Consider the following 18365-nt stretch of genomic DNA (forward strand, 5'->3'; position numbering starts at 1 on the left):
ACATCTCTGGCTAAGATTTTGATGTTACTGGTTAGATGAAGCGGTTATAACGTGGCGATTTTAAAGAAGAAAGGCCGCTTTCCAGCGGCCTTATGCGATCACTTCAGCTCAAACGAACTCTGCTTCACGCGGGCAGAATCCACGCCAACAAAGACATTGAACTTACCCGGTTCCGCATCGTATTTCATACGCTGATTCCAGAACTTCAGCGCATCCAGATCGATTGGGAAACTCACAGTTTTGGTCTCACCTGCTTTCAGATCCACCTTCTCAAAGCCACGCAGCTCTTTCACTGGGCGACTCATCGACGCGGTTTCATCCTGCAGGTACATCTGAATCACCGTTGCACCATCACGCTTACCGGTGTTGGTCACCTCAACGCTGGCGGTCACTTTGCCATCGCGGGTCATGGTTGGTGCTGACATTTTCACGTTAGAGACGTTAAAGGTGGTGTAGCTCAGACCATAACCAAACGGATAGAGCGGACCGTTGGCTTCATCGAAGTAACGGGAAGTGTACTTGTTCGGTTTATCCGCATTGTACGGACGACCGGTATTGAGATGGCTGTAATACACCGGCACCTGACCGACAGAGCGCGGGAAGGACATCGGCAGCTTACCGGACGGGTTGTAATCGCCAAACAGCACGTCGGCAATGGCATTCCCGCCTTCCGTACCGGCAAACCAGGTTTCCAGAATCGCATCAGCCTGCTGGTCTTCTTTCACCAGCGCCAGCGGGCGACCATTCATCAGCACCAGCACCAACGGCTTACCGGTGGCTTTCAGTGCGGCAATCAGATTGCGTTGGCTCTGCGGGATGGTCAGATCGGTACGGCTGGAGGCTTCATGTGCCATACCCTGAGCCTCACCCACAACGGCCACGACCACATCGGATTTCTTCGCCGCTTCAACGGCCTCGTCAATCATTGCCTGCGGGGTACGTTTGTCCTGCACAACTGCCGGTTCGTACTCATTAAGGAAATCGACAATACCCTGATCGTCCGTCACGTTTGAGCCACGGGCATAAATCACCGTGCCCTTGATGCCAACGGCGTTGCGAATCCCGGTCAGGACGGTCACGGACTGCCCTGCCACACCCGCAGCGGACCAACTGCCCATCATGTCACGCTTGCTGTCAGCCAGCGCGCCGACCACAGCCACGGTGGCATCTTTCTTCAGCGGCAAGGTGTCGAGACGGTTTTTCAGCAGCACCAGGCTCTGACGCGCCACTTCGCGGGCTTCTTTGCGATGCAGACGGCTTTCCGCATTGGTGTCTTTCGGGTCGGTCTCTTTCGCACCGAGGTGGCTGTACGGATCGTTAAACAGCCCCATGTCATATTTCACGTTGAGCACATGACGGGTCGCATCATCCAGCTCTGCCATCGTCACCTTGCCGGATTTCACCAGGCCTGGCAGATATTTGCTGTAGTACTCGTCGCTCATACTCATGTTGATGCCGGACTTGATCGCCACGAGAACCGCGTGTTCCGGGTCTGAAGCCACACCGTGTTTGATGAGCTCTTTAATTGCGCCGTGGTCAGAAACGGTAATGCCTTTGAAGCCCCATTCGTCGCGCAGCACATCTTTCAGCAGCCAGGAATCAGACGTCGCCGGAGTACCGTTCAGGGAGTTCAGCGCCACCATTACCGCGCCGCTGCCCGCATCCAGCCCCGCTTTGTACGGAGGCATGTAGTCGTTAAACAGGCGCTGCGGACTCATGTCGACGGTGTTGTACTCTTTACCGCCTTCTACCGCACCATAGGCCGCAAAGTGTTTGACGCTGGTCATCACCGAATAGCGGTCTGCCGGGCTGTTGCCCTGCATGGCTTTGACCATCGCCACGCCCATTTCAGTAGTCAGGAAGGTATCTTCACCGAAGCCCTCTGAGGCACGGCCCCAGCGCGGATCGCGCGAGACGTCAACCATCGGCGCCCAGGTCATATTCAGGCCATCATCTGCCGCTTCGTATGCAGAAATGCGCCCAACGGTTTTCACCGCATCAAGGTTAAAGCTGGAGGCAAGGCCGAGGCTAATCGGGAAGACCGTGCGCTGGCCGTGCAGCACATCGTAAGCAAAGAACAGGGGAATTTTCAGGCGGCTCAGTTGCATCGCCTGGTCCTGCATGGCGCGGATATCCGGGCGGGTCACGGTATTAAAAATCGCGCCAACCTGATTTTTGCCAATCATGTCGCGGATCGCTTCTTTCGGGTTGTCCGGGCCGACGCTGATTAAACGGAGCTGGCCGATTTTTTCGTCGACCGTCATTTTTTTGAGTAAATCCGTGACAAACGCATCCCGAGCTTCAGGCGTTAACGGATGATTACCAAACATCTCTTCCGCCAGCGCAGGCTGCAACGCCAGGCTCACAGCGACACCTACAGTACATAGCCATTTCATGTCGTACATTCTCTCGTTTTAAAGCCCACACACCGACCAGAGCGTGAAAAAACGCAGTGTGCCATAATCGTAGTCGGGCTTGCAGAGTTATTCTCTGATTTTTCTGAGAATTCCTCACTTTCCGGGACTATTCTTTAAGGCGAGATCGTTCTTTCACCACAAGGAGTGGAAAATGTCTTCCGCAACTTCTCAGGAAAATGTCGCCTTTATCGGCGAACTACAACGTATTGTCGGCTCGAATCATCTGCTCACCGACCCGGCCAAAACGGCCCGTTATCGCAAAGGCTTCCGTTCCGGCCAGGGCGATGCGCTGGCGGTGGCCTTCCCCGGCTCATTACTGGAACTCTGGCGTCTTCTTGCCGCCTGCGTGAGCACCGATAAAATCATCCTTATGCAGGCTGCCAATACCGGGCTAACCGAAGGCTCAACGCCGAACGGCAATGATTACGACCGTGACATCGTTATCATCAGCACCTTAAGGCTGGATAAACTGCATCTGATCGACAAAGGCGAGCAGGTCCTGGCCTTCCCGGGCACCACGCTCTATTCGCTGGAAAAAGCACTTAAACCGCTGGGACGCGAACCCCACTCGGTGATCGGTTCCTCCTGTATCGGTGCGTCAGTCATCGGCGGGATCTGTAATAACTCCGGCGGTGCGCTGGTGCAGCGCGGCCCGGCTTATACCGAAATGTCGCTCTATGCCCGCATTGACGAGAGCGGCAAACTGCAACTGGTCAATCACCTGGGCATTGATCTGGGTACCACGCCGGAGCAGATATTAAGCAAGCTTGATGATGAACGTGTGAAGGATGCGGACGTGCGCCACGATGGTCGCCACGGGCACGATCTGGATTATGTCTCCCGCGTGCGCGATGTGAACGCGGATACCCCGGCGCGCTATAACGCTGACCCTGACCGACTGTTTGAATCCTCCGGCTGCGCGGGAAAACTGGCCGTCTTTGCCGTACGACTGGACACCTTTGTGGCCCAGACTCGTCAGCAGGTGTTTTACATCGGCACCAACCAACCGGACGTGCTCAACCACATTCGCCGCCATATCCTCAGCGAATTTACCCATCTGCCGGTCGCGGGTGAGTATATGCATCGGGATATCTACGATATTGCTGAACGCTACGGCAAAGATACCTTCCTGATGATCGACAAGCTCGGCACTGACAAAATGCCGTTCTTCTTTACGCTTAAAGGGCGTACCGATGCACTGCTGGCAAAGGCGTCAGTGTTTAAACCGCACTTCACCGATCGCGCGATGCAAAAGCTGGGGCATCTGTTCCCTTCCCACCTGCCGCCACGGATGAAAAGCTGGCGGGACAAATACGAACACCACCTGCTACTAAAAATGTCCGGCGACGGTATTGCCGAGGCGCAGCAGTGGCTGGCTGAATGCTTCGCCACCGCTGAAGGCGATTTTTTTGCCTGCACCACCGAAGAAGGTAACAAAGCCTTCCTGCACCGTTTCGCCGCGGCGGGCGCGGCGATTCGTTACCAGGCGGTACATGCAGATGAAGTGGAAGATATTCTGGCGCTGGACATCGCGCTGCGTCGTAACGATAACGACTGGTTTGAACATCTGCCGCCGGAAATCGACAGCCAGGTGACGCACAAACTCTATTACGGTCATTTTTTCTGCCATGTTTTCCATCAGGATTACATCGTCAAGAAAGGGGTCGACACCCATGTTCTTAAAGAGAAAATGCTCGAATTGTTGCGTCAACGCGGTGCGCAATATCCTGCAGAACATAACGTCGGGCATTTATATGACGCGGACGATAATTTAAAACGTTTTTACCTGGAAAATGATCCCACCAACAGCATGAACCCTGGTATTGGCAAGACAAGCAAGAGAAAGAACTGGCAGTAACCGGTTGCCTAAGCAAAAGCTCATCGTCTAACTTAGGGCAATTCTTAAGCCGGGCTGTATTGTGTGCTTTATTCGTACTACAGTATCGCGGAAGCCAGAGAAACGTTTCTCTGGCTTGCTATCCTGAGGAGTACACCATCATGTCTGCTGTTGATGTCCTGTCTGAAAATGCCCTCGTCGTCCGTGATGCCTGCCTTGATGATGTTCACGCGATTGCCTCGTTATATGCCTGGCACGTTCTTCATGGCCGCGCCTCGTTTGAAGAAGTGCCGCCAACCATCGACGAAATGCGCCAACGGATGATCAAGACAGCCAATGAAGGACTCCCCTGGATGGTCGCCCTCTACCACGGTATTGTCGTCGGCTACTGCTATGCCACCACGTACCGCCCTCGCCCCGCCTATCGTTACACGCTTGAAGAGTCTATTTATGTTGACGCCAGCATGACCGGTCATGGCATAGGCAGCGCCTTGATGAGCGCGCTGATAACGCGTTGCGAAGAGGGTCCGTGGAGACAGATGATTGCGATAATTGGCGATGGCAACAACAATGCAGGTTCTCTGCGACTACACAAGAAACATGGTTTTGAACTGGCAGGACAACTGCGCAGCGTCGGCTACAAAAAAGGGGACTGGCGGGATACGTTGATTATGCAGCGCCCACTCAACGATGGTGACTGGACGCTGCCCGAGTAATTAGTCGTTTTGCGCGGTTTGAGCACCCTGATTCTGCGCCATTTGCGCGGCCTTCTGGCGCTTATAATCTAATGCAGAGGCCGGTACAGGCTGTACTTTCCCGGTTTCAATCCAGGTTCGTAGACGGCTGGCATCGGCAAAGTGCGTAAATTTGCCAAATGCATCCATCACCACCAGCGCCACCGGTTTGTTGTTGATAACCGTGCGCATCACCAGACAATGTCCGGCTGCATTGGTAAACCCGGTTTTGGTTAACTGAATATTCCAGTTATCGCGGTATACCAGATGGTTGGTATTGCGGAAAGGCAGCGTATAACCCGGATTCGAGAAAGTCGCCATATCTTCACGCGTGGTACTCAACTGACCTAACAGCGGATACTGCTTCGTCGCAATCAGCAATTTAATCAAATCTTCGGCTGTCGAGACATTGCTGGTGGACAGCCCGGTTGGCTCCACATAGCGAGTATGCGTCATGCCCAGCGCTTGCGCTTTAGCATTCATTGCACGAATAAAGGCACCGTAGCCACCCGGGTAATGGTGTGCCAGACTTGCAGCAGCACGGTTTTCTGAGGACATCAGGGCCAGCAGCAGCATATCTTTACGGCTGATCTCGCTGTTCAGACGCACGCGAGAATAGATGCCTTTCATTTCTGGCGTCTGGCTGATATCCACTTTTAACTTTTCATCCAGCGGCAAATGCGCATCCAGAACCACCATTGCCGTCATTAACTTGGTAATAGACGCTATGGGACGAACCAGATTGGGATGACTGGAATAGATGACCTTATTGGTCTGAAGATCGACAATCATCGCGCTTCCTGACGCGATTTCCGGCTGTGCTGCGGTAGTGGCGGCAACCGGGGTTTTTGCCAGCACCTGAGGGGCAACAGGCACGGTAAAGAGAAGCGCGAGGCTTAATAAAGAAACACGGAATTTCGGCATGGTGTGACTTCTGATGATTATTCAGGCACGTTATTACGCACACCGCATCTGTTTGGGATATGAATAACAGAAGCTGGCTTTCGCATAATAGCCGCCCTGCTTTATCGCCGCCACCGAAGATTCATTGCAGAAGATTGCGTTGCTGGCATTTACGCCAGCAACGCCGAAAGTCAGAACAGACGGTAGCCGTAGCCCCACAGTATTACTGTCAGAGCCAGTAATACTTCGAGGACCAACACACCGATAGCCAGCGTTGAACTGGAGAAACTCAAGCCTTCCTCGCGATTAATATTGAGGAACGTTGGAATCCCCACATACAGCAGATAGCCAGTGTAAAATAGCGCCGCCGTCCCCACTAATGCGCATAGCCAGACCAGCGGGTAGAGTGCAACGATCCCGCTGACAAAAAGCGGTGTTGCCACGTACCCGGCAAAGACCATACAGTGCGCCAGTGAAGGCCGTTGAGGATAATTTCGTGCCATCCACCAGATGACCCGTCCCATAATGGCAACACCCGCCAGCATCAACGCATAAAACAAAACTGCAAGGTAAAAGCCAGTGAACCAGTTCAACTGGACCACACTGTTTTCACCAAAATTCCAGCCTATTTGCGTGGTGCCAATAAACGCACAGATAACCGGGATGGCCGCCATGAACAAGACATGGTGGGTGTAGTGATGCGAAATTGTTTCGTTTTCGCCCTTGATAGCATGCATTTCACGATCGGGATGGGAAAAGAGTCCCCAGACATGGTTCATAACGCCCCCTTGCTGACTGCCCGAACTACGACACTTCAAGTATAAGCCACTCTATAGGTTATTTTATGAACAGAAGAAAAAATAGCTTCCCTGCGCAATTAATTCGCAGGGTGTATGCTTAGAGGGATTAACAGGAGAGTGGTTTACTATGGATATCAATACGCTTATCAGTCAGTACGGTTATGCCGCGCTGATAGTCGGAAGCGTCGCAGAAGGGGAAACCATCACCCTATTGGGCGGCGTGGCAGCGCATCAGGGGCTGCTGAAATTCCCCCTGGTGGTCGCCGCCGTCGCGCTCGGTGGCATGATTGGCGATCAGTTGCTGTATCTGATTGGCCGCCGGTTTGGCATGAAAATCTTACACCGGTTTAAAAAACACCAGGACAAGATCGAAAAAGCGCAGCGACTCATTAACCGTCACCCCTGGCTGTTTGTTATTGGTACCCGCTTCATGTACGGCTTTCGCATTATTGGGCCAATACTTATCGGGGCCAGCCATCTGCCGCCGAAGATCTTTCTGCCACTGAATGTTTTCGGCGCCATTGTCTGGGCGCTGATTTTCACCACCCTTGGCTATGTGGGTGGTGAAGTGATTGGTCCGTGGCTGCATCAGTTCGACCAACACGTCAAACGCTTCATCTGGCTGGCGCTGGCCATCGTCCTGGTTTTTTCAGTTCGCTGGTGGTTCCGTCGTCGGCAGAAAAAACAACGTAACCCTTCTCCCCCTCCTTCCGAATAGAAAAGCGGACTTGCACACTGTTGCCTACACTTTGCAGTGAGTAACAACAAAAAGGGAGATAAGGCTATGTTGAAATTACTGCTTTGGGTTGTGTTGATTATTTTTATTATTGGGTTGTTGGTGGTAACCGGCGTGTTTAAGATGATTTTCTGATGTGATGCGCCCTCCCCTTCGGGAGGGCGCTACCTTTGGCGTTTATCGTTTGAGAGAGGCCCCTTTGCTGGCGATCACTTCTTTGTACCAGAAGAAACTTTTCTTGCGGCTGCGCGCCAGGGTGCCATTGCCGTTGTCGTCACGATCAACGTAGATGAACCCGTAGCGTTTAGAGATTTCTGCCTTTGATGCACTCACCAGGTCGATAGGACCCCAACTGGTGTACCCCATCACTTCCACACCATCTTCAATGGCTTCACCCACCTGCACCAGGTGATCGTTCAGGTAGCTGATACGGTAGTCATCGTTAACGCTACCGTCTGCTTCTTGCTTATCCTTTGCGCCCAGACCGTTTTCGACAATGAACAGCGGCTTCTGCCAGCGATCCCACATCACGTTTAGCAACGTACGCAGGCCCACCGGATCAATCTGCCAGCCCCATTCAGAACTTGCCAAATGTGGATTCGGCACCATGCTCAGGATGTTGCCACGTGCTTTCTGATTCAGCTCTTCATCAGTGGTTACGCACCCGGTCATGTAGTAGCTGAAAGAGATAAAGTCGATGGTGGTTTTCAGCGCAGCACGGTCTGCATCGGTGATATCGAGCACAATGCCGTTTTCACGGAAGAAGCGCAGCATGTAGCCCGGATATTCACCACGGCACTGCACGTCACCGAAGAACTGCCAGGTGCGGTTCTGCTGTAGCGTTTCCAGCACGTCGTCCGGTTTGCAGCTCAGCGGATACATCAGACCGCCGAGGATCATGTTGCCAATTTTGGCGTCAGGAATGATCTCGTGGCAGGCTTTCACCGCCAGGGCACTGGCCACCAGTTGGTGGTGAATGGCCTGGAAAATCTCCGCTTTGCTGCTGCTTTCCACCAGCCCCACGCCGGTCATTGGCGCGTGCAGGGACATGTTGATTTCATTGAAGGTCAGCCACAGTTTCACTTTGTTTTTGTAGCGTTCAAACACGGTAAGGGCATAACGTTCAAAGAAGGTGATGGTCTGGCGGCTACCCCAGCCACCGTAGCCTTTCACCAGGCCCCACGGCATTTCGTAGTGGGACAACGTCACCAGCGGCGTCATCCCTTTGCTCAACATCTCGTCGAACAGCTTGTCGTAGAACGCAAGACCCGCCTCGTTCGGCGCAGTTTCGTCGCCGTTCGGGAAGATACGCGTCCAGGCAATGGAGACGCGCAGGCAGCTAAAGCCCATCTCCGCGAACAGTGAGATATCTTCCGGGTAGCGGTGATAGAAATCGATGGCCACATCTTTCAGGCCGCTGTCGCCCGCCACGCGCTCTACCACGTCGCCGAACACGCCTTTAGGTTGAACGTCAGAGGTGGAAAGGCCTTTGCCGTCTTCCAGATACGCGCCTTCTACCTGGTTGGCGGCGATGGCACCGCCCCATAAGAAGTCATTCGGGAATGCTTTCATTGATATCTCCTTTGATTAACGATTGACCGTCAGCAGCGGCATGCCGGATTCCACAGCCGAGGCTGCCACGGTCGTCACAGCGCGGTAACTGTCGCTGTTACTGATAATGATCGGGGTCGCCAGATCGTAGCCGGCGGAGAGGATCGCCTCGCGATCGAACTCCAGCAGCAGATCGCCCGGTTGTACTTTATCGCCGACGTTAACATGTGCGGTAAAGGGTTTGCCGTCCAGTTTCACGGTGTCAATTCCGACGTGGATCAGCAGTTCAATGCCGCTGTCGCTCAGCAAGCCGATGGCATGCCTGGTCTGGAACAGTGAAGCCACTTCTCCGGCAAAAGGCGCAATCACTTTGTTACCCGATGGGATAATTGCCGTGCCTTCGCCCAGTACACCAGCAGCAAAGGTGCTGTCGGGTACCTGCTCAAGGGCCAGTACGGTACCCGTCATCGGCGCCAGAATATCGTTTTCACCAGGGGGCACGACAACCGGTTGAGCGACAACCGGCGTTTTCGGCATGCCAGCCACAAAGGTCATCACGCAGGCTAATACCAGAGAAACTACCGTGCCCAGAATGCCACCCCACAGAGTGCCATCCACGCCGCCTGGCGGGATCATTTGCGCCAGGGTAAAGACGTTGGCAAAGCCGAAGGAGTAAACATGGCTGTCGCTGAAGCCGACAATTGCCCCACCAATCGACCCGGCCACACAGCCGAAGATAAACGGACGGCGCAGCGGCAGCGTCAGGCCATATACCGCAGGCTCGGTGATACCAAAAATACCGGCAGTTGCCGCGGAGCCCGCAAGGATTTTCTGCCGTGGGTCACGGGTACGCAGGAAGATACCCAGCACCGCCCCCACCTGCCCCAGAACCGCAGGCAGCAGAATCGGCAGCATGGTGTCCTGACCAAAGACGGTCAGGTTGTTGATCATCAGCGGTACCAGACCCCAGTGCAGACCGAAGATCACACAGACCTGCCACATCGCCCCAAGGGCTGCACCTGCCAACCAGGGGGCAAAGACGTAAATCGTTTGATAGCCGTGCGCCAGTCCCTGACTGAGCAGTGTGGCAAGCGGACCAATAACGAGGAAGGTCAGCGGCACAATCACTGCGATGCAAATCAGCGGGCCAAAGAAGTTTTTCACCGCCGAGTGCAGGAATTTGTTGCACTGTTTTTCCAGCCAGCAGCTCGCCCAGGCGGCGACAATGATTGGAATCACCGAGCCGCTGTAGTTGATAAAGGTCACCGGAATACCGAAGAAGGTTTCACCGGCAGCCCCCTGGACCTGGCTGGCTTCAAAGGCTTTGATCATCAACGGGTGAGTCAACGCCCCCCCGATCGCCATGGTCACGAAGGCGTTACCGCCGAATTTTTTCCCGGCGGTATACCCGAGGATCAGCGGGAAGAAGAAGAATAACGCGTCACTGGCAGCAAACCAGATCTGATATGTGCCGCTGGTGGTCGAGAGCCACCCGCACACCACTGCCAGTGCCAGCAGCCCTTTCAGGATACCCGACGCTGCCATAATGCCGATAAACGGCGTGAAAATGCCGGAAACGATGTCGATCATGCGCCCCAAAAGGGAGATTTTATCGTCTTTGCCCGTAGTGGCTATCGGCGTGTCATCCGTCAGGCCGGCTTCATTGCGCACCGCCTGCCAGACGTCGTTGACGTGATTACCGATGACAACCTGAAATTGTCCACCGCTCTCCACCACCATAATGATACCGGGATTTGCCTTCAGGCCTTCGGCATCTGCTTTCTTACCATCCTTGAGTTTGAAGCGTAATCGGGTGGCGCAGTGTACCAGGCTGCCAATGTTCTCCTTGCCCCCAACGTGGCTGAGAATATCTTTCGCCAGCGCTTGATATTCCATGTTTATTTCCTTGCTTCTTGTATGCCCGTAGGCGGTGACTGAGTAAAAAAAAACCTGAGTCCGGCACCTTGCGGGCCGGGCTCAGGTTTTGCCTGCGTGTCGCAGTAACAATCCTGTTTTACCCTTCATTATTCACGCCGCCTGTGCGGACACGAATATTTTGGGGTAAATCTTCGCGCTTATTTTTAGCGCTTATCTTTTCGTACACGCTCTATATGGATCGCGAGAAACATAATCTCTTCGGTCGTTAAGTTACGTTGATAGTTCTTCTGCAGGTGGCGCTCGACCTTTTCTGCACAGCGCCAGGCTCGGGCATAGTTGTCTTTAACCGCCTGATGCAGTGACAGATCGTCATCTTCCACGACGGTGCGTGTCAGCATCCGTTGGGAGAAAAACTTCAGGTGCGTCACAAAACGGTGGTAACTCAACGACTCTTCGTTGTATTCCAGTTTTAATTCGTACTTCACGATATGCAGGATCTCTTGCATCACTTTGGTGATGTGCATGACTTCCGGCATCTCACTGTTCAGTTGCGCTGTCACCAGGTGCAACGCAATAAATCCGGCTTCATCTTCCGGCAGTTCCACGCCCAGGCGCTTTGCAATAATGGCGCGCGCTTCCTGCCCCAATTGAAACTCTTTCGGGTACAGGCGACGAATTTCCCACAACAGTACGTTGCGGATCACCTGACCGTTTTTCATTCGCTCCATGGCGAAGAAACAGTGGTCCGTCAGGGTGATATACAGGCTCTCCTGTAATTTCCCCAGCCGTTCACGGGCTAAATCAATGATGCGATCGCAGGTGGTCATCACTTCCAGCGGGATCTGATTAAGCAACTCGCTTAACCGCCCAATCAGCTCGTCGCTTTGCAGGGCAAAAATCTTCTCGATTTTGCGCTCGTCCAGCTCATCGCCGATACGTTTCTGGAACGCAAGCCCCCGGCCCATAACGACCTGCTCGCGTTGCTGTTCATCCAGCACGACCACCACATTATTATTGAGTATTTTGGCGATTTTCATCCGAACCCCAGAAACAAAAAAACCTGACTTCCGGCAAATGCCAGAACATCAGGTTTAGCCTGCTTTCGCAGTAACAATCCACGGAGCGAAACTCTATCAGGTTGCCTCTTGCACTCAATCGGCGTCGCGCAAAAACGTGATTACGATCTCAAGATTATTGATTTATACCCTGAATAACACGGGCAATATCCGCAGAGGTTTTGAGGGTACGAATCTGCTCAAATACGCCCTGCGACTCGTCATACTCTTTACGCAGGTAGCCCAGCCACTGTTTGATTCGGGCCACGTGATACAATCCCGTGTCCCCTTGCTTCTCCAGGCGGGTATATTTTTTCAGCAGCGTGATAACGTCAGACCAGGGCATCCGCGGCGCATTGTATTTCACCACGCGACTCAAATTGGGTACGTTCAGCGCACCACGACCCATCATTACCGCATCACCAGCCGGTGGCTGCCATACAGTCCTGTGCGCTTTGCCAGTCCCAGATTTCCCCGTTGGCGACAACCGGAATGCTCAGCCGCTTGCGGATCTCGCCGATGGCCTGCCAGTTAATGCGCTCGGCCTTGTAGCCATCTTCTTTGGTGCGCCCATGTACCACCAGCTCAGAAGCGCCAGCCTGCTGCACCGCATCGGCAATTTCAAACTGCCTGTCACCGCTGTCCCAGCCAAGACGCACTTTCACGGTGACCGGCAAATGAGAGGGCACCGCTTCACGCATCGCTTTTGCGCCGAGGTAGATCATTTCCGGATCTTTGAGCAGCGTAGCCCCGCCACCGCTGCCGTTGACCATCTTAGACGGACAGCCGCAGTTTAAATCCACGCCCCAGGAACCCAGCTCTACCGCACGCGCTGCGTTTTCCGCCAGCCACTGCGGGTATTGCCCCAGCAATTGCACGCGCACCAGCGTGCCGGAGGGGGTGCGGCTTTGGTGATTGAGTTCCGGGCAGATGCGGTGGAACACTTTTGCGGGCAAAAGCTGGTCGACCACGCGTACAAATTCGGTGATGCAGTGATCGTAGTCGTTGACCTCGGTTAGTAGCTCGCGCACCAGCGAATCGAGCACACCTTCCATCGGCGCCAGTAATACACGCATATCTTGCCCCTGAAAAAATGAGGCGACATAGTAGCGCCTCTTTCAGGGGGAAGGAAGGCTCCTGATTCACCCGTATTACCCCTCCGACAACCGCCTTAATTCCATCCGCTTTGCCTTACGGCTCGAAACAATAAACGTCACCACAAACACCAGAGCAAACAGCACCACAATCGTGGGTGCGGGTGCACTGTCGATAAAGAACGACAGATAAATCCCCAACAGTGACACAACCACTGACACCGCTACCGACACCAGTAGCGCAATATGAAAACGGTTGGTCAGCAGCACCGCAATGGCCCCCGGGGCAATCAACAACGAAATAGACAGCACAATCCCCACGGCTTTCAGGGTCGCCACAATGGTCAACGACACCATACACAGCAGGCCGTAATGCAGCCAGCGGGTGCGTAAACCGCTGACCTGCGCCTGCTGGTAGTCAAAACAGAAGAGCAGAAAATCACGCCATTTTACGCCAATGACCACGGCGATCAGCGCCGCAATAATTGCCGTTTGCAGGATGTCGGCCCCATTAATTCCCAGCATATCGCCAAACAAAATATGGTCGAGATGGACTTCCGGTTTCACCGCCAGATAGAGCAGCAGCCCGGCGGCAAACATACCGGAGAAGACAATCCCCATCACCGTATCCTGTTTAATACGGCTGTTGTCTTTCAAAAAACCGGTGGCGACGGCACAAAAAAGCCCGGCAACAAATGCCCCTAAGGCCAGCGGTAGCCCCATCATCCAGGCCAGTACCACGCCGGGGAACACTGCGTGACTCATCGCATCGCCCATCAGCGCCCAGCCTTTGAGCACCAAAAACACCGACAGCAACGCACAGGGAATAGCGACAATAAATGCAATCAACAGCGCGTTGTTCATAAACGCAAACTGGAAGGGTTCGAGCAGTAGCGCCATCATTGTTCAGCCTCCAGTGCCAGCCGCGCACGGCGACGGTTTGCCAACAGTCCGTGCGTGGGAGCGAACACAAAAGCCAGCAGGAACAGCAGCGTTTGGGCGACCACAATCACCCCGCCGGTGGCTCCGTCCAGATAGTAGCTGGCCCAGGCACCCGCAAAACTGGTGATGCTACCAATAGCTACCGCAATCATCAGCAGACGCGGAAAACGGTCGGTCAGCAACCACGCCGTGGCCCCCGGCGTGACCACCAGACAGATAACCAGGAACGCGCCAACGGTTTGCAAAGCGGCGACGGTGGACAATGCCAGCAGGGTGAAGAACAGCACTTTCAGGCGTTCGGGACGTAAGCCAATAGCCCGGGCATGGTTTTCATCGAAAAAGGTCACCATCAGGTCTTTCCATTTAAAGAACAGGATAACGATGGAGACGACGCCAATGATCGCCAGTTGCAGAATGTCCGCCGGGGCGATAGCCAGAATGTTGCCCAGCACAATGGTCTGGATATTGACCGACGTTGGGTTGAGCGACACCATAAACAGGCCAAGACCAAAGAAAGAGGAGAAAATCAGCCCGATAATGGCATCCTCTTTCAGCCGGGTTCGCTGGTTAAGAAACAGCATGCTGCCTGCCGCCAGTCCGCCCGACAAAAACGCCCCCAGCGCAAACGGCAGCCCGAGCATATAAGCGCCCGCCACACCAGGCACTATCGAATGCGACAAGGCATCACCAATCAGCGACCAACCTTTGAGCATCAGGTAACAGGAGAGAAAGGCACACAGGCCACCCACCATCGCTGAGACCCACATGGCGTTACGCATGTACTCATACCCGAAGGGTTCAAACAGCGCATTCATCCCTGCCCCCTTTCATCTGCGGGCAGACGGTGTGCGACAAACGGACGCTCATCATCGGTGATAATGCGGTCTTCCGTGCCACTCAACACCACATGACGCAGCACGCCGCTGAAGGCCTGCTCCAGATTGTCTGCCGTAAAGGTGGTTTCAGTAGGCCCGCTTGCCAGCACCGTGCCTTTGACCATCACCGTGTAGTCACAAAACTCGGTCACGGAACCAAGATTGTGGGTGGAGACCAGCATGGTTTTGCCTTCATCGCGCAGTTCACGCAGCAGATCGATGATTTTGGCTTCGGTTTTAACATCCACGCCGGTAAAAGGCTCATCGAGCAGGATCACATCCCCCTGCTGGGCAATAGCGCGCGCCAGAAACACACGCTTTTTCTGCCCGCCGGAGAGCTCGCCAATCTGCCGGTGGCGAAACGCCAGCATGTCCACCCGCTCCAGCGCCTCAGTGACAATGCGCTTATCGTGTTCTTTTGGAATGCGCAGCATCCCCATTCGCCCGTAACGGCCCATCATCACCACGTCTTCCACCAGCACCGGAAAAGACCAGTCCACCTCTTCAGCCTGAGGAACATAGGCGACAAGGTTACGCCGCAATGCCTGCTGCGTAGGCATACCCGCAATGGCAATGTGACCTGCGGCCAGGCGTACGAAGCCCATCACCGCTTTAAACAGCGTTGATTTTCCTGAGCCGTTAACCCCCACCAGAGCCGCTATCGAACCACCGGGAACACTGAAGGTGGCATCCCGCAACGCGGTGTGCCCATTACGGTATGTCACCGTCACGCCTGAAACCGTGATTCCTGCTGTTTGCGTCATGGTTTACTCCTTCATGCCATCTTTGATGCCCTGGACGAGCGTGTGGGTGGTGACGTTAAGTAAATCAAGGTAAGTCGGCACCGGTCCGTTCGCCGCACTGAGAGAATCGACATAGAGAACGCCGCCGTAGTGGGCACCGGTTTCCCGTGCCACCTGGCGAGCAGGTTTATCTGAGACGGTACTTTCACTGAAGACCGCCGGAATATGTGACGTTTTGACCTGATCGATGACGCGACGAACCTGCTGCGGCGTGCCCTGCTGATCGGCGTTGATCGGCCATAAGTAGAGCTCTTTTAAGCCAAGGTCGCGTGCGAGATACGAAAAGGCCCCTTCGCTGGAGACCAGCCAGCGCTGTGCCTCAGGAATATTCGCCACCTGTTTACGCAGCGGTTCAAGCGTGTCGGTTATCCGCTGTTTATACTTTTCTGCGTTTTGTTTGTATGTGTCGGCATTCGCCGGATCGTATTTCACCAGCGCATCGCGGATGTTATCAACGTAGATAAGCGCATTCGCCGTCGACATCCAGGCATGCGGATTGGGTTTACCGTTGTACGGTCCTTCGGAGATGCCCATCGGGGTGATACCGGTCGTCACCACCACTTCCGGCACGCCGTTCAGGTGTTGGTAGAAACGCTGGAACCACAGCTCCAGATTCATGCCGTTGGCAAGAATAAGCTGCGCGCCCTGCGCCCGCTTGATGTCTCCTGGCGTGGGCTGATATTCGTGGATCTCCGCACCGGGTTTGGTGATAGAAGTCACCTCCGCTGCATCCCCCGCTACGTTTTTCGCCATATCAGCAATAACGGTAAAGGTGGTGATGACCTTAAACTTCTCAGCCGCATGTGCACCCGTCGTCAGTGCCAGCAGTAAGCCTAACGATGCCACTTTTACTTTCTTCATTATCCGCATGCAGGAGTCTCCAGAGGTGATTAAAATCAGAACGAAATTAGCCTGTGCTAATTTATATAGCATAGGCTATGTTTTAATGAAAATGATTATCGTTAATTAAATCAGGAAGGGGCTGCGCTGAAGGGAAAATCATAACATGAGGGCCCATCAGGATTCCCCGACAGGCGAAAAGGATTTAAAAAAAGGATACAACGCGTTTACGCGCAGGCCGCGCCACCCCCTACATTCACCAGTGGCAAGGTCAGCGCACCATCTCCCAACGTGCGCTGCAGGATAACAATATCCAGCCAGCGTCCGTGCTTAAAACCGACATTTTTTAATGTGCCGGTGGTGGTAAATCCGGCCCGATGGTGCAGCGCAAGGGAGGCAGCATTTTCACTGTTACCGACCACGGCTATAAGCTGGCGATAACCGTGTTGTTCCGCCCATTCGATGCACTTTGCAAGCAGCGCTTTACCCGCCCCTTTGTGGCGATAACGCTGATCCACATAGATAGAATCTTCCAGCGTAAACTGGTAGGCCATACGGGTACGGTAGCGAGACAGGTAGCAATACCCTTTCACCACCCCTTCGTCGATAAGCACAAACCACGGTAGCCCGGCCTCGCGCAGTTTTGCCATCCTCTCACGCATGTCATCGATACCCGGCACTTCGGTTTCAAAAGAGGCGGTGCCATTCGCTACGTGCCAGGCATATATTGCGTGGATAGCGGGAATATGTTGTTCTTCTGCTTCAGTAATTACCATTATTCGACTCCTGCTCGTCACTGCTGACAGGCTAGCCGCAACCTCTGCCTTCTGGTACGGGTCGGCACTTATCACCCGCATAAGGAAAACGTTGGATGACCACCCTCAGTCTTGATCAACTGGCCACTTACAGGTTGGTGATAAACCGGGGAAGTTTTACCGCAGCCGCTGACGTGCTCGGTCTCTCTCAGCCCGCGGTCAGTTTGCAAATACGCCAACTGGAAGCCACGTTACAGGCGCGGTTAATCGAGCGAACCGGGCGCGGCATCCGCCCTACTCCCGCCGGACTGACTCTGCTGGAACATTGCGGAGCCATTGAAAACGCCGTCAATGCCGCAGTGCAATCCGTCGCCCTTCACCAGCAAGAGATCCGGGGTACGGTGACCCTGGGGACAGGTGCCACTGTCTGCATTCATCTGCTCCCCACCGTGTTGCAGGCGCTTCACCAGACCTGGCCGGAACTCACCGTGGGTGTGCGCACCGGTAACACGCAGGACATCGTGCGGGCGGTTGAGGAAAACAGAATTGATATTGGCCTCGTCACCTTACCGGCAACAGGTAAGAATCTGGACGTTACGCCGGTTATGAAAGAAGAATTTGTTGTCATCAGTGCAACGGAAAGTAACGAGACGACAGCAGCATTCACCCCCTCTCACTGTGCACACCTCCCGCTTATTGTGTTTGAATCCGGCAGCGGAACGCGTCAGTTGATCGATAATTGGTTTTTGAGTGCCGGAGTGCCAATGAACCCCGTCATGGAGCTTGGCAGTATCGAAGCCATTAAGCGCATGGTGCGTGCCGGGCTCGGTTACAGCATTGTGCCGCGTCTGGCGGTAGACAGCCCGGAAGAGAGAATCGGCTTAACACTGCATCCGTTGGTGCCTGAATTGCACCGTACACTGGGAAGAGTGATGCGCCAGGACAGGCTCATCCATCGCGGTTTACATGAAGTCATTGCGCGTATAGAAGAAGCAGTCAGAGCAAAGACAGAGAGCGCATTGGAATAATCTTGTGGTAATGCCTGACGTTCCAAAAAGGAATGTTTGGTATGCTCACAAGTCATGATGTGATCGGTAGCACATTTTAGGCTTTAATTGTATGATGAATGAAGTTCATCAAGGGTT

The 18365-nt window shown here is 54.1% G+C and carries 16 protein-coding genes and 1 pseudogene; 5 read left to right on the forward strand and 12 right to left on the reverse strand.

The features are described 5' to 3' along the window. Positions 1–98: 98 nt before the first annotated feature. Positions 99–2396, reverse strand: coding sequence for a beta-glucosidase BglX (gene bglX / locus AC5JPW_RS18390; protein WP_494243857.1), 2298 nt, complete (start codon positions 2394–2396; stop codon positions 99–101). Between the two features lie 172 nt (positions 2397–2568). On the opposite strand from bglX, the gene dld reads away from it, so the two are divergent. Beyond that, positions 2569–4275: a D-lactate dehydrogenase gene (gene dld / locus AC5JPW_RS18395; protein ID WP_494242571.1), complete on the forward strand. Its 1707-nt coding sequence runs from the start codon at positions 2569–2571 to the stop codon at positions 4273–4275. Between the two features lie 140 nt (positions 4276–4415). After that, entirely contained in the window at positions 4416–4970 is a 555-nt protein-coding gene (locus AC5JPW_RS18400; protein ID WP_494242572.1) for a GNAT family N-acetyltransferase, read from the forward strand. Here the strand turns inward: AC5JPW_RS18400 and pbpG are convergent, their stop codons facing one another. Continuing rightward, positions 4971–5912, reverse strand: coding sequence for a D-alanyl-D-alanine endopeptidase (gene pbpG, locus AC5JPW_RS18405; RefSeq protein ID WP_494242573.1), 942 nt, complete (start codon positions 5910–5912; stop codon positions 4971–4973). A gap of 170 nt (positions 5913–6082) precedes the next feature. Beyond that, on the reverse strand, positions 6083–6670 hold the full coding sequence (locus AC5JPW_RS18410; protein ID WP_494242574.1) for a Yip1 family protein: 588 nt from the start codon (positions 6668–6670) through the stop codon (positions 6083–6085). A gap of 148 nt (positions 6671–6818) precedes the next feature. On the opposite strand from AC5JPW_RS18410, the gene AC5JPW_RS18415 reads away from it, so the two are divergent. Beyond that, entirely contained in the window at positions 6819–7409 is a 591-nt protein-coding gene (locus AC5JPW_RS18415; protein ID WP_494242575.1) for a DedA family protein, read from the forward strand. 69 nt (positions 7410–7478) lie between these two features. Next, entirely contained in the window at positions 7479–7562 is an 84-nt protein-coding gene (locus AC5JPW_RS18420) for a small membrane protein YohP (protein ID WP_494243859.1), read from the forward strand. Positions 7563–7604: 42 nt separating this feature from the next. Here the strand turns inward: AC5JPW_RS18420 and AC5JPW_RS18425 are convergent, their stop codons facing one another. The 9 genes and pseudogenes from AC5JPW_RS18425 to AC5JPW_RS18465 form a co-directional block, all read right to left on the reverse strand. After that, the gene (locus AC5JPW_RS18425; RefSeq protein WP_494242576.1) at positions 7605–8999 is read right to left on the reverse strand and encodes a glycoside hydrolase family 1 protein; all 1395 of its coding nucleotides are present in this window, start codon (positions 8997–8999) and stop codon (positions 7605–7607) included. A 15-nt stretch (positions 9000–9014) separates the two neighbouring features. Next, the gene (gene bglF, locus AC5JPW_RS18430) at positions 9015–10874 is read right to left on the reverse strand and encodes a PTS beta-glucoside transporter subunit IIABC (protein ID WP_494242577.1); all 1860 of its coding nucleotides are present in this window, start codon (positions 10872–10874) and stop codon (positions 9015–9017) included. A gap of 185 nt (positions 10875–11059) precedes the next feature. After that, positions 11060–11893, reverse strand: a complete 834-nt coding sequence (gene bglG, locus AC5JPW_RS18435; RefSeq protein ID WP_494242578.1) for a transcriptional antiterminator BglG — start codon at positions 11891–11893, stop codon at positions 11060–11062. A 154-nt stretch (positions 11894–12047) separates the two neighbouring features. Next, positions 12048–12987 (reverse strand): annotated as a pseudogene (gene dusC / locus AC5JPW_RS18440) (tRNA dihydrouridine(16) synthase DusC). 75 nt (positions 12988–13062) lie between these two features. Next, the gene (locus AC5JPW_RS18445; protein WP_494242579.1) at positions 13063–13908 is read right to left on the reverse strand and encodes a metal ABC transporter permease; all 846 of its coding nucleotides are present in this window, start codon (positions 13906–13908) and stop codon (positions 13063–13065) included. Then, positions 13905–14762, reverse strand: coding sequence for an iron/manganese ABC transporter permease subunit SitC (gene sitC / locus AC5JPW_RS18450; protein ID WP_494242580.1), 858 nt, complete (start codon positions 14760–14762; stop codon positions 13905–13907). Before sitC ends, AC5JPW_RS18445 begins: the two co-directional genes overlap by 4 nt. Further along, positions 14759–15586, reverse strand: a complete 828-nt coding sequence (locus AC5JPW_RS18455) for a manganese/iron ABC transporter ATP-binding protein (protein WP_494242581.1) — start codon at positions 15584–15586, stop codon at positions 14759–14761. Before AC5JPW_RS18455 ends, sitC begins: the two co-directional genes overlap by 4 nt. A 3-nt stretch (positions 15587–15589) precedes the next feature. After that, positions 15590–16495 (reverse strand): metal ABC transporter substrate-binding protein, encoded by a 906-nt coding sequence (locus tag AC5JPW_RS18460; protein WP_494242582.1) that lies wholly within the window; start codon positions 16493–16495, stop codon positions 15590–15592. Between the two features lie 197 nt (positions 16496–16692). Then, positions 16693–17241: a GNAT family N-acetyltransferase gene (locus tag AC5JPW_RS18465; protein WP_494242583.1), complete on the reverse strand. Its 549-nt coding sequence runs from the start codon at positions 17239–17241 to the stop codon at positions 16693–16695. A 95-nt stretch (positions 17242–17336) separates the two neighbouring features. Here AC5JPW_RS18465 and AC5JPW_RS18470 point away from each other — a divergent pair, with 95 nt between their 5' ends. Then, positions 17337–18248: a LysR family transcriptional regulator gene (locus AC5JPW_RS18470; protein ID WP_494242584.1), complete on the forward strand. Its 912-nt coding sequence runs from the start codon at positions 17337–17339 to the stop codon at positions 18246–18248. Positions 18249–18365 lie beyond the last annotated feature (117 nt).

It is taken from the genome of Phytobacter sp. (assembly GCF_059074235.1).

Excerpts from the sequence above, each read along its gene's own strand:
- bglF (WP_494242577.1), bottom strand. The coding sequence starts at position 10,874 with ATGGAATATCAAGCGCTGGCGAAAGATATTCTCAGCCACGTTGGGGGC.
- bglX (WP_494243857.1), bottom strand. The coding sequence starts at position 2,396 with ATGAAATGGCTATGTACTGTAGGTGTCGCTGTGAGCCTGGCGTTGCAG.
- sitC (WP_494242580.1), bottom strand. The coding sequence starts at position 14,762 with ATGAATGCGCTGTTTGAACCCTTCGGGTATGAGTACATGCGTAACGCC.
- dld (WP_494242571.1), top strand. The coding sequence starts at position 2,569 with ATGTCTTCCGCAACTTCTCAGGAAAATGTCGCCTTTATCGGCGAACTA.
- AC5JPW_RS18400 (WP_494242572.1), top strand. The coding sequence starts at position 4,416 with ATGTCTGCTGTTGATGTCCTGTCTGAAAATGCCCTCGTCGTCCGTGAT.
- AC5JPW_RS18410 (WP_494242574.1), bottom strand. The coding sequence starts at position 6,670 with ATGAACCATGTCTGGGGACTCTTTTCCCATCCCGATCGTGAAATGCAT.
- bglG (WP_494242578.1), bottom strand. The coding sequence starts at position 11,893 with ATGAAAATCGCCAAAATACTCAATAATAATGTGGTGGTCGTGCTGGAT.
- AC5JPW_RS18455 (WP_494242581.1), bottom strand. The coding sequence starts at position 15,586 with ATGACGCAAACAGCAGGAATCACGGTTTCAGGCGTGACGGTGACATAC.
- AC5JPW_RS18465 (WP_494242583.1), bottom strand. The coding sequence starts at position 17,241 with ATGGTAATTACTGAAGCAGAAGAACAACATATTCCCGCTATCCACGCA.
- AC5JPW_RS18470 (WP_494242584.1), top strand. The coding sequence starts at position 17,337 with ATGACCACCCTCAGTCTTGATCAACTGGCCACTTACAGGTTGGTGATA.
- AC5JPW_RS18445 (WP_494242579.1), bottom strand. The coding sequence starts at position 13,908 with ATGATGGCGCTACTGCTCGAACCCTTCCAGTTTGCGTTTATGAACAAC.
- pbpG (WP_494242573.1), bottom strand. The coding sequence starts at position 5,912 with ATGCCGAAATTCCGTGTTTCTTTATTAAGCCTCGCGCTTCTCTTTACC.
- AC5JPW_RS18460 (WP_494242582.1), bottom strand. The coding sequence starts at position 16,495 with ATGCGGATAATGAAGAAAGTAAAAGTGGCATCGTTAGGCTTACTGCTG.
- AC5JPW_RS18415 (WP_494242575.1), top strand. The coding sequence starts at position 6,819 with ATGGATATCAATACGCTTATCAGTCAGTACGGTTATGCCGCGCTGATA.
- AC5JPW_RS18425 (WP_494242576.1), bottom strand. The coding sequence starts at position 8,999 with ATGAAAGCATTCCCGAATGACTTCTTATGGGGCGGTGCCATCGCCGCC.